Genomic DNA, 15221 nt, shown 5'->3' on the forward strand with positions numbered 1-15221 from the left:
ATGGAATCAATACAATCAATATAAATTCATCGCCAAAGAGTACGCGACGTCCGATTGAAAGTCCACATGGGCGCGGATAAATCAGCGATTCCGCTGCGCCTCAATGCCGCCGAGGATCCGAAACAATTTTATGTTGATTTGAAATATCAATCTTGATTGATAAATCGCCGGCGAGTAATTTTCAATCCTCGATTCCATTCCCGCGACTGTCCGTCTCCGCTTCGGACAGTCGCCTTGAGGAGACCTTCCGATGCATGACCTGAGACGCGAATTCGATCCGGCGCAAGCAAGTTTCGTCGATCAGACGGGCCAGCGCCCCCGCGACAATCACTACTGGGCGCCCGTTATCGTGAGCCGCGAGCAGATCGACGCGGAGGTGGCGCGGCTGGCCGCGTTGCCGAAGCCGCACGACGGCCGCCGTCATTCCCTGATCGTTCATCCGTCCGCGCGCGACGGTTCGCCGGGACTCGCGCCCGGCATTCAGGTGTCGTTGCAGGTGCTGCTGCCCGGCGAAACGACCGAGTCGATGCGCCACAACGCGACCGAAGTGAATTTCTGCATTCGCGGCGGCGGTTCGACGCGCGTGGCGGGCCGCACCATCGCGTTCCGTCAATACGACGTCTGGAATCATCCGGCCTTCGTGGCTTATTCGCATACGAACGACACCAGCGACATCCAGGTGCGGCTCGTCTATTCGAACATCCCATTGCTGCAGCACATGGAGGTGTACGTGCCCGAGTTCGGCGTCGAACTCGAAGTACCGACTGAAACGGTCACCGCGCATGCGAGCGACGACCCGAAGCGCCGCAATCCGTTCGGCACGTTCGCGATCGGCGACGACGGCGGTCTGCTGATGCCGTACGAAACGTTGATCAATCCGCAAGTGGTCGACTCGCGTCCGCTGCACTTTCCGTGGCAACAGGTGAAGAGCGAACTCGACAAGCTCGAGGCGCTCGGCAGCGAGTACGTCGGCCGGCGGCTGTACATGATGTACAACCCGGTCACGGGCCGCACCAACGGCATCACGCCGAACTTCTTCGCGACCATGACGATCCGGCCGCCGAAGATCGTCGACCGTCCGCATCGCCATGTGTCGTCGGCGATCAACTACTACTTTTCCGGCTCGGGCTACAGCATGGTGGCGGGCAACCGCTACGAGTGGAAAGCCGGCGACCTGATGCTGTCGGCACCGGGCTGGGCCGTGCACAACCACGCGTCGTATGACGATTACGTGTACGAGCTGACCATCCAGGACCAGCCGCTGAACATCTACATGCAATCGCTGCTGTGGCAGGAGAGCCTGAAGGAGCCGCCCGCGCTGCTCGGCACGCAGACGGGTTTTTCGACCAATCGCGCGAACTCCGCCAAGGCCGCATAAGCGGCGCCATCGACAAGGAATCCGAATCATGCGCGATATCTCATGGCTGAAGGGCTCGATCACGCCGATCGTCACGCCGTTCCGCAACCAGGCGGTCGATTACGAAACGTATGCGCGGCTCGTCGACTGGCAGATCGTCAACGGCGGGCACGGGGTGCTCGTCAACGGTACGACGGCCGAACCGAGCCTGCTGACGGTCGCCGAGCGCAACCGTCTGGTCGATGTGGCCGTCGAAGCCGCCGCGGGCCGGGTGCCGGTGCTGGCCGCGACCGGTTCGCAGTCGCATGCCGAAACCGTCGAACTGACACAGCACGCCGACAAGGCCGGTGTCGACGCGATGCTGGTGGTCACGCCGTACTATATCCGTCCGCCGCAACGCGGGCTCGTCGAGTATTACGCGGATATCGGCACGCGCACCGAGCGGCCGTTGCTGATCTATCACATCCCGGGGCGCGCCGCGGTCAGCATGGATCTGGCGACCGTCAAGGCGATCCGGGAACGCGTGCCGAACATGGCCGGTATGAAGCACGCGGTCAACGACATGGGTTTCGTCACGCACATGCTCGACGCGTTCGGGCCCGACTGGCGCGTGTTCGTCGGCCTCGAAGAGTTGAGCTATCCGATGCTCGCGGTCGGCGCGTGCGGTCTGATGAACGCGGTCGGCAATCTCGCGCCGCGCAAGGTCGCCGATCTGGTCGAAGCCGTCGAGCGTGACGACTACGCGGCCGCGCGCAAATTGCACTTCGCGCTGTTCGAGCTGAACCAGTCGGTGTTCTACGACACGAACCCGATCCCCATCAAGTACATGATGAAGCGGATGGGGCTCATTCCCGCCAACGAGCACCGCCTGCCGATGATGCCCGCCACGCGCGAACTCGAGACGCGGCTCGATGGCGTGCTCGATCGCGCCGGGCTGCTCTGAACGTGTTGCGACGACCCGAACCACAACGATCCCGGAGACAACGATGAGCGACAGGATCCCACGGTTGGAGATGGCCGAGATGCGGCCCGATCTGGCCGCCTATCTGACGCCGCGCGTCGAGCGGCTGCGCTATCTCGGCGAGCTGTTCAAGTGCGTGGGGCATGCGCCCGACGTGACCCTGCAATTCATGCATTTCACCGATGCGCTCAAACATGCATTGCCCGACCGTCTGACCGAACTCGGCGCACTGACCGTGGCGAGCTACATGGAGAATCGCTATGAGCGCCACCAGCACGAACGGCTGAGTGAAAAGCTCGGTTTTCCGCGCACGTGGATCGCCCAGGTCAACCGGCTCGATCCCGCCGCGGCGACGGAACTGAGCGACGTCGAGAAAGTCGCGCAAACCTACGCGCTCAAGGCGCTGCGTACGCGCGGGCTCGAAGCGCAAGCGGAGTTCGACACGCTCGCGCGCTTGCTGAGCCCCGCTGAAGCGATGGCCTTCGTGATGCTGATCGGCCGCTACGTCACGCATGCGCTGGCCGTCAATACGCTGGGGCTGAAGCCGCCGGTGCCTTCCATCTTCGAGGGCGAGCAATGAACGCGACGAGCACGCCAGTGTGGATTTCCGAGCAACAGATCGTTTCGCTGATGAACCTCTCCGGCGCCATCGAAGCGCTCGAAGACGGGCTCGCGCAGCAGGCGAGCGGGGCGGCGCGCAACATGGGCAAGACGCACGTCGCGTGGGGGCACAACAATCTGCACGCGATCGGCGCGGCGTATCAGCAGGCGGGGATCGTCGGCACCAAGACGTGGGCGCATACGGAGGGCGGCGCGTGTCCGCTGCTGATTCTGTTCGATAGCGGCAATGGCCAACTGCGGGCGATTCTGGAGGCGTTCGCGCTCGGCCAGATGCGTACCGGCGGCATTTCCGGCGTCGCGACGAAGTGGCTCGCGCGGCCCGATGCGGAGGTGTTCGCGCTGATCGGGACCGGCAAGCAGGCGCTCGCGCAACTCGCGGCGGTGGCCGCGGTGCGACCGCTGAAGCTGGTGCGCGTGTACAGTCCGACGCCCGCCAAGCGCCGCGCGTTTGTCGAGCAGGCGCGCGGCAGGTTCGACTTCGAAATCGTCGAAGCGGCTTCAGTGGAAGCGGCGGTCCGCGATGCGCCGATCGTCACGACCGTGACCCGCGCCACCGAAGCGTTTCTGCCGGCCGCGGCGCTGGCATACGGCACGCACGTGAATGCGGTGGGCGCGATCACGGAAGAGCGAATCGAACTCGCCGACGATGTGTTCGCCCGCTGCACGCGCGCCGTGGTCGACGACCTCGGCGCGGCAAAGCGGCTGTCGACGGAGTTCGCCCGCGCATACGGCGCGCGGGATGGCTGGAGCCAGGTGACGCCGCTTTGCGACGTGGTCGCGCGACGTCTCGCGCGGACGGCGTCGGACGATATCACGGTGTTCAAGGCGATGGGCATGGGCGTGTCGGACCTTGCGCTCGGTCTGCGTCTGTACGCGCTCGCAAGTCAGGCTGGACTCGGTGCGCCGCTGCCGCAGCCGCGCCGCGAGCCGCCGCGGCTGGATTGACGACGCTTAGATCCCGGCAGGATCGCGCGTGTCGTGTAGTGCGGTCTTGTCGGCAGTCGGATTGCTACGTCCCGGCAAGCAGATTCGGAATCCGAATCAATAAACATCAATACAATAACCCCTGGAGACACAAACGTGAAGAAACGCCACGCCCTTGCGGCGTTCGCCGTGTCATGCACCGCCGTACCGGCCGCGCATGCGCAAAGTTCGGTAACGCTCTACGGCATCGCCGACGTCGGTATCGAAGTCGTCAATCATGTGCCCGGACCCAACGGCACCTCCGGCACCGCCGTGCGCATGGAGTCCGGCAGCCTCGCCGGTTCGCGTTGGGGCTTGCGCGGCCAGGAAGACCTGGGCGGCGGACTCAAGGCCGTGTTCGACCTGGAGAATGGTTTCTCGATCAACAACGGCGCGCTCGGACAGGGCGGCCGGATGTTCGGCCGCAAGGCGTACGTCGGCTTGAGCACACCGTACGGCGAGGTGACGCTCGGCCGTCAGTACAATCTTCTCTACGAACTGATGTACGTGTACGATCCGCTCAACTTCAATCCGAGCTATTCGGCGCAGGGTTACGATCCGACGCTGGTAGGCCGCGCGGACAATTCGGTGCGCTATCTGGCGAGGTTTTCGGGTGTGACGTTTGCCGCGCTGTATAGCACGGGTTTCGATTCGACGATTCCTAACGGCGCGCAAGTGCCCGGCCACTCGAAGGTCGGTCGCGAATATAGCTTTGCGCTGCAATACGCGGGTGGCCCCGCCAATGTCGGGGTCGCGTACGACCAGATGCAGGGCACCTCGATCGCCACGCAAGACGCCACGCAGATGCGCGTGGTGGGCGGCGGCTCGTACGCGTTCGGGCCGGTGAAGGCGTATGTCGGCACGCGCTGGCTCAACATCCGCAACAGCACGACGCTGCAAAGCTCGCTGCTGTACTGGCTGGGCGCCACGTGGCAGGCGAGCGCGCCGCTTACGCTATCGCTCGGCGGCTATCAGGAGCGCATTCGCGGCAGCGGGCAGAAAACATCGAGCGGCGTGCTGCTCGCCGACTATTTTCTGTCCAAGAGCACCGACCTCTACGCGGAGGTCTCGTATGTCAGCAATTCCAACGGCCTGAACATCGGCGTGCGCGCGATCGGCGACGTGACGACGGGCAGCAACCAGACCGGCGCGATGGTCGGCATCAAACACAGTTTCTGAGAGCGGAGAAGATCATGGCTCAACTTAAAGTGTCGATGCCGGCCAGCCGCATCGATGTTCGGCAGGAACTGGAGGAGGCGCGCCTCGGCCGCTTCCACATTCGTCTGGGTATCCTGATCTCGCTGATTCTGTTGTTCGACGGCTACGATCTGTACAACTCGGCGTATATCGTTCACTACGTCACCGGACCGTGGGGCCTGTCGCCGGTGCGTATCGGCGTGATGCTGTCGAGCGGGCTTGCGGGGTTCGCCGCCGGGTCGGCCGTCAGCGGGCTGCTCGGCGACCGCTTCGGGCGCCGCAAGATCCTGCTGCTCGGCTGCTGGGGCTCCGGTGTGATGAGTCTCGCGATCGCGCTGTTCGCGCACAATCTCGCGTCGTACATCGCATTGCGTGTGACGATGGGGCTGGCACTCGGCCTGCTGATGCCGCTCGCCGTCACCTACATCAACGAGATCGCGCCGACGCGCTCGTCCAACGTCTTCACGATCGTGTTCTTCTCGCTCGGGTGGGTGAGCGGATCGTCGTCGGCGGGGCTGATCGCGGCCTGGCTCACGCCGCATTACGGATGGCAGAGCCTTTACTACGTCGGCGGCATTGCGCTGGTGTTCGCGATGGCGATCCAGCTATGGCTGCCGGAGTCGCCGCGCTTTCTCGCCAATCGCGGCCGGTGGGACGAGTTGAAGCCGCTGCTCTACAGGTTGCGCCCGGAACGCGCCGCGGCGTACGACATGGGCGAGTTCGCCGCGGGCGGCACGCTTTCGCACAAGAGTCCGCTCGGTCGGTTGCTGGCCCAGGATTACCGGCTGCGTACCTTGAGTTTCTGGGCCGCCGGCGCGTTGAGCCTGTTCGCCGCTTATGGTCTGTCGGGCTGGCTGCCGACCATCATGCTCAAGCGCGGCGAGAATCTGTCTTCGAGCTTCGCCTACGGCTCGCTGTTCGCCGGCATGGCGGTGGCGGGCGGACTGATTGCCGGTTTCGCCGCCGACCGCGTCGGCGACCGCCGCAAGGTCCTTGCGCTATCGTATCTGCTTGGCGCCGCGATGGTCGCGCTGCTGGCCTGGGCGACCGACCGCACGACCACGCTGCTTGCCGTGGCCGGCGCGGGCGCCTTCGTGGTCGGCTCGCAGATGGTGCTGAACAACCTCGTCGCGTCGGCGTATCCGACCGAAATGCGCGGCACGGGCGTCGGCGTATTCCTCGGACTATCACGCGTCGGCGCGATGTTCGGACCGGCCGTGGCCGGCCTCCTGCAGCAGTGGTCGGGCGGTCCCGGCATCATGTTCGTCGCGATCGGCGCGGCCGTGCTGATGACGGCGACCCTGGTGCTGACCGTCGGTCCGTCGCAACCGCATGCGGTCGTGACCAACGCCCATTGAAATTTTCGCTTCTACGAGAACCGTTATGTCAAGACTGTCCTTAAGCCTCGCCGTCAGTGAGTACGACCACGTGCGCGATCTGGTCTCCGGGCGCGTGCAGCCCGAAGGCATCGAACTGCTGCCCTCGGTCCTGAACGTCGAGGAGATTTTTTATCGCACCACGCATTTCCAGGAGTGGGACATCTCGGAGATGTCGTTCGGCAAATACTCGTCGTTGCGTTCGCAAGGCGACGACCGCCTCGTCGGCTTGCCGGTGTTTCCGTCGCGTTCGTTCCGGCAGTCGTCGCTCTACGTGCGCCGTGGCGGCGCAGTGCGACGTCCGGAGGATTTGCGCGGCAAACGCGTCGGCATTCCCGAGTGGGCGCAAACCGCGGCGATCTATTCGCGCGGCTGGATCGAACATTCGCTGGGTATTCCGCTGTCCGAGATCGAATGGGTGCAGGGTGGCGTGAACCAGGCGGGGCGTAAGGAAAAGGTCGACGTGCGAGTGCCGGAAGGCGTGTCGTATCGATCGGAACCCGGGCATTCGTTGACGTCGCTACTGCTCGACGGCAAGATCGATGCGGTCATGAGCGCGCGTCCGCCCGAGCCGGACAGCGGCCGCGCGGACGAGATCGTGCGGCTTTACCCCGAATTCATCGATGCGGAGCGCGCGTACTACGAGGCGACCCGGATCTTCCCGATCATGCATCTGATCGTGCTGCGCCGCGAGACTTTCGAAAAACACCGCTGGATTGCCGGCAATCTGCTGAAGGCCTTCGAGGAAGCGAAGCGCAACAGCCTGTACCGGCTGAGCGATATCACCTGCTCGCATTTTCCGCTGCCGTGGATGCCGTCGCGTGTCGCCGAAGCGCAAGCGTTGTTTGGCTCGGACATCTGGCCATATGGGCTCGAACCTAACCGCACGACGCTCGAAGCGTTCCTCAAGTTCGGCTACGAGCAGGGCGTGTGCCATCGGCTGCTGAAGCCGGAGGAATTGTTTCCCGCTGAAACGCTCAGTGCGGTGCGCGTATGAACACGAAGCGCGGCAGGCAGGCGAGCCGTGACAAGAACCGGTGCGGCCGATGATCACGCTGCGCAAGACGGGTAGCTTCTTCGTCGGCGGGCGGCGTGTGAGCGTGAGTGGCCGCACGCCGTATCGGGTCACGCTCTCTTCGACATCGACGCGCGACTATGATCCGAACGGCACTTACTGGATCGAGGCGGCCTACGTGCAGTACTTCCTGCAGGCCACGCCGCGCTATCCGGTGCCGCTCGTGCTGATGCATGGCGGCGGTCTGACGGGCGCGATGTGGGAAGACACGCCCGACGGCAGGCCCGGCTGGCTCCAGCGGCTGCTGGAAGAGCGCGTGTCGGTGTACGTGGTGGATAACGTCGAACGCGGACGCGCGGGCTTCTGCGCACTCGACGATGTCTGGCCCGACCAGCCGTTGTCGCGCAGCGATGAGGAGTCCGCGAAGATCTACCGCTTCGGCTACGCTGGCCACCGTTTCCCGCTCGGCGCGCTGCGCGGTCTGTCAGCGCAAACGGTGCCGCGTTGGCCTGGCACGATGGCGCTGCAACGGCAGGCGCTGATCGATGTAGTGACACGCGTTGGCCCGTGCGTGCTGCTCGGCTTTAGCCAGGGTGGCGGATTCGTATTCGACGCGGCCGATGCGGCGCGCGACCTGGTGCGCGCATGCATCGCGCTGGAACCGCACGGCGTGCCCGCGTCGTTCGATGCCGGTTTGCCGGGCACGCCGGCGCTCGTCGTGTTCGGCGACTTTATCGAAGAAGACGAAGCGTGGCGTGCCCATTCTGCTCGCGCGAGCGCCTCGATCGCTGCGTGGAATGCAGCGGGCGGACGAGGCGAACGCATTGATCTGCCGGCGCTCGGCATGCGCGGCAACACGCACATGATGATGATGGACACCAACAGCGACGACGTGTTTCGGATCGTGCTCGACTGGCTCGACGGTTGTGCGGGGATGCGGGTGCCTGGCTGATCGTGACAGGTCGTTACGCCAGGGCCGCCCGTCAACCGATCTTCATCGGCAGGAGCACCATCCGTTTGCCTTGCGACTGTAGGCGCTTCCGGATCTCGGCCGGAGTCCGATTGTGCAGCCACGCCGACAAGTTGACCCGACTGAAGGCGAGCTTGCTGGCGAAACACACACTGTTCGGAAACTCGTCCATGGTGGCTTCGGTAAGTCGCACCAGTCCGTCCATCGGACGCGTGACGAACTCGATCCGGCAATCGGCTGCAAACCCCTGATAGCGGCTCTGGGCCATATAGTACGCAAGCGATGACGACATCTCTTGCCGCAAATGCTCGATATGGTTCGTGTCTTCCCAGCTTTGCGCGTCCACTTCGCCGACTGTCAGGACGATCATGTTGTCGAACCGCCCCGGAAACATGCGCGCAACGCAAAGCAACGCGTGCATGCTTGTACCGCGATGCCGGTCGACAAGCACGATCGCAGTTGACCGGGATGGGTCCGGCCTGAGCGCCGCATCGCCATCGACCTTGGGCGCCGCGCCGGCAAACAGGGCGTCTTCCTTCGCCAACTGCATGGAGATTTCCCTGTAGTGACGCCTGACGAGAAAACACAGCACGATCACTACGCCTGTCACCAGCACGGTTAGCCAGCCGCCTGCAGTGAATTTTTCGACAAGCGTCACGGCGAGCACCGTGACCGTCGTCGATAGACCGAGCACCGCCAGCGCAAAAGGCCGCAACCAGCCTCCGCGGTCGCGGCGGCCCCACCGGTAGATGCACAGGCCGAGGAACGACAGGCTGAAGGTCAGGAATACGTTGATGCTGTACAGCACCACCAGCGTCGTCACATCGCCGTGCGTCCATAGCAGGATCGCGAGATTCGCAACGCCGATGACGACGACGCCGTTCCGTCGTACCAGCCGCGTCGACAGTTGGCGGAAACAACGCGGCATCCATGAGTCCGCTGCCATGTTCGACAAGACCGTTGGTCCGTCGAGGAATCCCGCTTGCGCACCGACGAGCAGCAACCCTGCCTCTAACGCAAGCACTGCAGCCAGCAGGGCGTGGCGTGCAAGCGACGAGCCCATCCCGAGATGATCGATCACGCTGCCAAACACGACAGCGTTGAGCGTTTTGCCCTCGACCGGCCTGGCGTGCCAAAGCATGTAAAGCATGATGATGCCTCCCGCCGTGAAAGCGAGCGACGCCGCCATGGAAAACATGGTCCACTTGCCATTGCGCACGCGCGGCTCGACGATCATGTTGACGTTGTTCGACACGGCTTCAAGGCCGGTATAGGTGCCGCCTCCCAGCGAGAACGCTCGCATCAGCAACGCCGCGACCACGAGCGGGCCGAATGCATGCGACATGCCGCGCGCCTCGCCCACGGCGGCCGGCACGATAGCCGTCAGTTGACCGCTGTGGACTGCCACGCCATATACGATCAGCGCCGCATGAATCACGACGAAGCCAAGGAAAACCGGCAGCAGCACAAGGATCGACTGCTTCATGCCGCGCAAGTTAAGGCAGCTCATCAACACGATCAGGCCTAGCTCCGTGACGAGCCTGAACGCCTGGGCGGTCGCCGGCAACAGACTGAATAGGGCTTCGACACCGCTCGCAATGGACGTCGCGACGGTCAGCACATAGTCGACCAGCAGCGCCGCACCGGACACGACGCCACAGCGCGGGCCGAGCAGTTCGGTCGCGACGCGATAACCGCCGCCACCGGCGGGAAACAATTCGATGATCTGGCTGTAACCGAACGAGACGATGAAGACGGTGGCCGCCGTCGCCGCAGCGAGAAACAGAGCGAGCGGCATGTGCTGTCCGAGCGCGAGAAACGCCTCTTCGGGCCCATAGCAAGCTGAGGACAGTCCATCGGCGCCGAGACCGATCAACGCGAACAACGGCGTAATCGCGATGGCCTGGCGCGTGCGCGGGTCGAGCGGATCCAGCGCCTCGCCGGCAATCAGCTTCTTTATTTTCCGGAAGGCGGTCACGGCGGACGAGTTACCGTATGAGCGTCCGGGGATAAATCACGTCTTCAAAACGGACGATTTGAACGGCGTTGTTTTTAGTCATTTCTGGATATACGGCCGCGTAAAGCAGGTTCCACCCGACAGGTACAAGGGAATCTGTCATGCTCGGTGGGAGTGCAGAGGATACTTCTGGCGAGATATATTCGTTATAAAATTTCCGCGAATAGAATTAAAACCCCGTATCTGCCCATCTGAATCCACAGCGACATCTGCCGAGCAATCTCAACGTTCTGCTGGATGAACTTTAAGCCTGCGCCGCGGGCGAATTCTGAGGTTCGAGACTTTCCCCGCCGATCCGGCACTTTCAATCAACACTAAAGCCATATAAATCAAAGGCATACGTCTGTTCGCCAACCGTCGATCATTTGGCATGGGCCTTGCGTTAGTGGATGCATAGGCGTTCAACGCCATCAAGGCGTCCGTTCAGGGCGCGATTACGGAGACGACACCCATGATTCGATTGATCGCCCTTTGCGCAAACGCGCGGCGCTAGCGCACCGCAAATCACCTTTTCCCAACCGACTTCAGCACCGACCGCCTCACGCGGCCGGCGGGAAAGATGCGTCCGTCACGGGCTCTTCAATGCTTGCCCCCGACGCTGCCAACTCTCAGTTTCATTCAAGAAGCAACTCTGAAAGGAGACGATATGCAAGTCACCGGAATGTTGTACGGCGCAAAACTGCTGAAGTTCGGCGGCTTTCCAACTGCCGAAGTGCTCGGCCCGGACGCGAGTGAAGAGCAGATCAAGGCCCTCATCGATCGCCATGGTTCCGTGTTTGTGAAGCCGATGTTCAAGGGCGGGATAGGCAAAAAGGGCAAGGCAGGACTGATCGGGCGCGCGAGCGACCTGAAGACCGCATTGAAGGAGAAGGAGCGCCTGTACTTCGCCGAACACCGGCATGGCAATCAGACGGCCAAGGCCAATGGCGTGACCTTCGAAGGCGCCGTACCGGCTCAGCACGAAGTGTATTTCTCGATCACCGATTCGACGCGTTTCAGGGCGCCGACGATGACGATCACGCATCACGGCGGCGTCGATATCGAGGAACTCGACCCCAGCATGATCGCGCACGTGCCATTCGATCCGCTAACCGGTCTGAAGGCGTTCGTCGTCGCCAACGCGCTGTCACGCCTGAATGCGCCTAAAGAGATTATTTCGCCGCTGGTCCAACACCTGCCGAAGCTCTGGGAGCTGTATCACAACTTCGGCATGACTACCCTCGAACTAAACCCGATTCGCATGCAGCCGGGTCGTGACGGCCGACTGACGCCCGTCGCCTGCGACTTCAAATGCGGCTTTGACCGCGACGACGTTCGCTGGCAGCGCCTCGACATACCCGCGCATGTGTTCTCGGTCGACTATTCCGATTTCGAATCGGAGATCAACCAGTTGCGGACCTACCAGGGCCAAAGCGACGTCTACGTGATCAACGAAAGCGGCACCATCCTCGCGCCGACATTCGGCGGCGGGGCGAATTCGCTGGTGTCGGAGATGCTCGGTGACGACGCGATCATCTCCTCGGACTTTGGTGGAAATCCGCCCTACGACAAGATGAAGGAAGTGGCTCGCATCTGCTTCAAGCACTGGCTGAAGCAGACCAACGTGCTGTTCATCATCGGCGGGAAGTCGAACAACACCGATATCTTCGAGACTTTGCGCGCCATGGCCGATGCATTGCGCGAGCACTTCAGCAAGAACGGGCCGACGCCGCTCTACGTTGTGATCGGACGTGGTGGACCGAATCTCGTGCGCGGCATGGGTGCGATGCGCGATACCTGCGATGCGCTCGGCCTGCCGTACAGCATCTTCGGATTCGATTCGGATATCAGCGAAGTCATCCAGTACGCGAAGGCAGCGGATGGATGGATGAAGGCAGGCGGCCGCGAACAGGTCGCCGCGCGGCTCAATAGTGCGCAAAGCGCGCCCGCCCAGGCATGAGCCGCCACGACTCGCGTGCATAGATCAATCTGGAGGAAGACCATGTACAGGCAAGGTGCAGGAGATTTCAAATACTACGTCGGCATCAGTTCGCTCGCGCAGGCGGCCAGCCGCGAGGACCGCGTGTGCGTGCTGAACATACTCGGCGGCGAGTCGCGGCAGGTCACGCCGGTGGGGCACGTGTACTCGGGTGGCAACGTCGTTTTCGGCACATCGCCGGGGCGGCGCGGACAGGTGCTCGAGACTTCGCTTGGCAATATCCCCGTGTACAACAGCGTGCTGGAAGGGCTGCAGGACGGCCACCGTTTCAATTGCGGGGTGATCTACTTGCCGCCATCCGCCGCACGCGATGGCGTGGCCGAACTGATTCGCGTCAACCCCGAACTCAAGAAGATCTTCATCGTCACCGAGAAACTCTCTGTGCATGATTCGCGCGAAATACGGGCGATGGGGCAGCAAAACGGCATCGACATCTTTGGCGGCAACAGCCTCGGTATCGCCGATGCATGGAACCGCGTGCGCATCGGCGGTGCGCTCGGCGGCGATAGTCCCGACGAGGCGCTGAAGAAAGGTTCGATAGCGATCTTCTCCAACTCGGGCAACTTCACCACGACGATCGCCACCTACCTGCGAATGGCCGGGTGGGGGACGACCACGCTCATGTCGAGCGGCAAGGACGTCTATATCCACTTTGCGGCGCCGGAGTTCGCGTTCGCGCTCGCCAACGACGCGCGCAGCAAGGCGGCCGTCCTGTACTCGGAGCCGGGCGGCTATTACGAGCTCGAAGCGGAATTCAGCAAACCGGTGGTAGCTTGTGTGGTCGGCCGCTGGAAGCAGAAGCTGACGCGCGCCGTCGGCCATGCGGGAGCATTGGCCGGCGGCAATGACGACGCGGCGTCCAAGGAGCGCTGGTTCATGGAGAAGTTCAGCGTCGACCGGCCGTTCACACCGGACGATCCGGTATGCAGTGCAAAGGGCGCGCTGGTGACCAACATCGCCTACATCCCGGCCGCGCTGACTGCGGTAATGCGCGAAAACGGCGCGCGGCCGGATTTCGAGCCGGAAGGAAGTCTCGCGCTCAAACCGTGGTTTCGTTCGTCGAACGGCATTGCCATGCCGCCCGAGCTCGACCTGCCCGTTGTCGCAGCGCTGTCGCCGTACGACGCGCAGATCGCCACACTGAACCAGCAGGTCGGCATCGTGTTTCCGCGCCAGAACATGAAGGACGCTTCCGGCGCATCGCAGATGGACCCGGGCACGCAGGTGACGAGCCTGCATGGCGTTCCGGTGCTGCAGGCCGCGCAGTATTCACTCGAGGGCAACCTTTGTCTCGCGCTGCTGCATGAGCCGGGAGGCGTGAACGACGCCAGGCTTGTCAGCGTCGCGGTCGGAGCCGAGCTCAATCTGCTTGGCGACGCGACGCTCGCAGCGGCGCAGGCCGCACGCGACGCGGGCAACGCGCCAAACAGCGTACTCGCGGCGGCGGCGAGCATTGTCGGGCCGCGTCGCGCGGACGGCGCGCGCCGGGCCGCGCGGGCGCTGGTCGAACTCGGCACCGCGGCGGGCTTGCGTGATGCGCTTGACGAAGCTTTCGACGTCACGTCGATGCATTCCGATGCCGAGGCGCGCACGTTGCTCACGTGCGATGCGCCTGACGAAAAGGCCACGGCGATGCTCGCGGGTCTCACGAAAAGAGAGGCGCAGTCCGTGTTCATCCGCTATTTACAGAGCCTCGACGGGCATCCGAGTTCGGATGCCGTGCTGGCTGCTATCACCACGACGCTCGCGTGGGGACCGTTGATGCGTAAGCGCGTATCGCGGATGACCGTCGAAAATCTGCCATGGTGGATGCGCCTGTTCGGAACGTTGATCGGCGCGTCGGTCGATGCAAGCCAACATGAAGTGGGGCGTTTTTGCGGTATCGCGATGGACGAGGTGCTAGGACAACGCTCACTGACCGATGTTGCGTGCGCCGCGTTGATCGGGGGAAAGCCCGACGAAGCCGAACTCTTCGGATTCCAGACACTCGTGGGCCTGCTGCTCACTAACGGACCCGGGGCGATCTCCGCGCAGGGAGCGAAGGGCGCGGTATCGGCGGACGGTCCCGAGACGCCGGAGCGCGTGCAACTGAACAAGGCAATGGTTGGCTTTCTGACGCATGCGGGCTACGCACATGGCGGCAATGGCTTCGAGGGCGTGGCCTTCCTGCTCGAGCGCTTCGAGCAGATCGCGATGTCCGACCCCGGCGACCCGGCGCACGGTATCGACCTGAAGGCGATGGCCGCCGGATTCGCACGTGCCTATGGCGAGGAGCGGGCACAGCGCAAGGAGGCCGGCGCACAGCAAGCGACCGCGCTGCCCTGCATCAACCATCCGGTGTTCAAGGGCAAGCCCGTCAACGTCGATCCACGTGAGGTGTTCGTACGTCAGCGCTTCGAGGCTCGCGGCGAATACAACGTGTTCCACCACTACTATCGGGAGCTGGTGCAGGCGCTCTACGACGAGAACGTGACGCGCAACGTGTTCGCGGTCAACGTCGATGCAGTGATCGCTTCGGTGCTGCTAAAGATGCTGTGGGCGCGACATCGCGCGGGCGACTTCCCCAATGAAGCACTCGAGACCGCAGCCTTCACTGTCTTCCTGTATGGCCGGATGATCGGCTGCGCCGCGGAGATCGACGACCACCTGAATCGCGGTCGAAATCTCGACACTCGCACGCCTCAGGCGAATGTCCGATTCGTCGCATGAACGGGCTGAAGGCTGCCACTACCATCCACTGATCAGACAAAGACCGGGCCGCATTCG

At 63.2% G+C, this 15221-nt stretch carries 11 protein-coding genes; 10 read left to right on the forward strand and 1 reads right to left on the reverse strand.

Annotated features, from left to right (window positions below; genetic code table 11):
- Positions 1–250 precede the first annotated feature (250 nt).
- The 8 genes from P0D96_RS21625 (at position 251) to P0D96_RS21660 (ending at position 8442) form a co-directional block, all read left to right on the forward strand.
- Positions 251–1378: a cupin domain-containing protein gene (locus P0D96_RS21625; RefSeq protein WP_132377147.1), complete on the forward strand. Its 1128-nt coding sequence runs from the start codon at positions 251–253 to the stop codon at positions 1376–1378.
- Between the two features lie 28 nt (positions 1379–1406).
- A complete protein-coding gene (gene dapA / locus P0D96_RS21630) occupies positions 1407–2300 on the forward strand; it encodes a 4-hydroxy-tetrahydrodipicolinate synthase (protein WP_408179204.1) in 894 nt (297 codons plus the stop codon).
- 43 nt (positions 2301–2343) lie between these two features.
- Positions 2344–2898, forward strand: a complete 555-nt coding sequence (locus tag P0D96_RS21635; protein WP_408179205.1) for a hypothetical protein — start codon at positions 2344–2346, stop codon at positions 2896–2898.
- The gene (locus P0D96_RS21640) at positions 2895–3884 is read left to right on the forward strand and encodes an ornithine cyclodeaminase family protein (protein WP_408315206.1); all 990 of its coding nucleotides are present in this window, start codon (positions 2895–2897) and stop codon (positions 3882–3884) included. The genes P0D96_RS21635 and P0D96_RS21640 overlap by 4 nt, the downstream gene beginning before the upstream one ends.
- A gap of 135 nt (positions 3885–4019) precedes the next feature.
- Positions 4020–5081: a porin gene (locus tag P0D96_RS21645; protein WP_408285911.1), complete on the forward strand. Its 1062-nt coding sequence runs from the start codon at positions 4020–4022 to the stop codon at positions 5079–5081.
- Positions 5082–5095: 14 nt separating this feature from the next.
- Positions 5096–6457 carry an MFS transporter gene (locus tag P0D96_RS21650; RefSeq protein WP_132377152.1) on the forward strand — a complete coding sequence of 454 codons (1362 nt, stop codon included), beginning with the start codon at positions 5096–5098 and terminating at the stop codon, positions 6455–6457.
- Between the two features lie 25 nt (positions 6458–6482).
- The gene (locus P0D96_RS21655) at positions 6483–7472 is read left to right on the forward strand and encodes a substrate-binding domain-containing protein (protein ID WP_408315208.1); all 990 of its coding nucleotides are present in this window, start codon (positions 6483–6485) and stop codon (positions 7470–7472) included.
- 49 nt (positions 7473–7521) lie between these two features.
- Positions 7522–8442 carry an alpha/beta hydrolase gene (locus tag P0D96_RS21660; protein WP_408315210.1) on the forward strand — a complete coding sequence of 307 codons (921 nt, stop codon included), beginning with the start codon at positions 7522–7524 and terminating at the stop codon, positions 8440–8442.
- 31 nt (positions 8443–8473) lie between these two features.
- Here P0D96_RS21660 and P0D96_RS21665 read toward each other — a convergent pair whose 3' ends face one another.
- Entirely contained in the window at positions 8474–10438 is a 1965-nt protein-coding gene (locus tag P0D96_RS21665) for an APC family permease (RefSeq protein ID WP_408315212.1), read from the reverse strand.
- A 685-nt stretch (positions 10439–11123) separates the two neighbouring features.
- Here P0D96_RS21665 and P0D96_RS21670 point away from each other — a divergent pair.
- On the forward strand, positions 11124–12416 hold the full coding sequence (locus P0D96_RS21670) for an ATP citrate lyase citrate-binding domain-containing protein (protein WP_408315214.1): 1293 nt from the start codon (positions 11124–11126) through the stop codon (positions 12414–12416).
- 42 nt (positions 12417–12458) lie between these two features.
- On the forward strand, positions 12459–15164 hold the full coding sequence (locus tag P0D96_RS21675) for a CoA-binding protein (RefSeq protein WP_408179213.1): 2706 nt from the start codon (positions 12459–12461) through the stop codon (positions 15162–15164).
- Positions 15165–15221 lie beyond the last annotated feature (57 nt).

It is taken from the genome of Paraburkholderia sp. RL17-347-BIC-D (assembly GCF_046027915.1).
Classification (GTDB): domain Bacteria; phylum Pseudomonadota; class Gammaproteobacteria; order Burkholderiales; family Burkholderiaceae; genus Paraburkholderia.

What these genes read in the sequence shown, in the direction of transcription:
- P0D96_RS21625 (WP_132377147.1), top strand. Translation starts at nt 251, where the DNA reads ATGCATGACCTGAGACGCGAATTCGATCCGGCGCAAGCAAGTTTCGTC.
- dapA (WP_408179204.1), top strand. Translation starts at nt 1,407, where the DNA reads ATGCGCGATATCTCATGGCTGAAGGGCTCGATCACGCCGATCGTCACG.
- P0D96_RS21635 (WP_408179205.1), top strand. Translation starts at nt 2,344, where the DNA reads ATGAGCGACAGGATCCCACGGTTGGAGATGGCCGAGATGCGGCCCGAT.
- P0D96_RS21640 (WP_408315206.1), top strand. Translation starts at nt 2,895, where the DNA reads ATGAACGCGACGAGCACGCCAGTGTGGATTTCCGAGCAACAGATCGTT.
- P0D96_RS21650 (WP_132377152.1), top strand. Translation starts at nt 5,096, where the DNA reads ATGGCTCAACTTAAAGTGTCGATGCCGGCCAGCCGCATCGATGTTCGG.
- P0D96_RS21655 (WP_408315208.1), top strand. Translation starts at nt 6,483, where the DNA reads ATGTCAAGACTGTCCTTAAGCCTCGCCGTCAGTGAGTACGACCACGTG.
- P0D96_RS21660 (WP_408315210.1), top strand. Translation starts at nt 7,522, where the DNA reads ATGATCACGCTGCGCAAGACGGGTAGCTTCTTCGTCGGCGGGCGGCGT.
- P0D96_RS21670 (WP_408315214.1), top strand. Translation starts at nt 11,124, where the DNA reads ATGCAAGTCACCGGAATGTTGTACGGCGCAAAACTGCTGAAGTTCGGC.
- P0D96_RS21675 (WP_408179213.1), top strand. Translation starts at nt 12,459, where the DNA reads ATGTACAGGCAAGGTGCAGGAGATTTCAAATACTACGTCGGCATCAGT.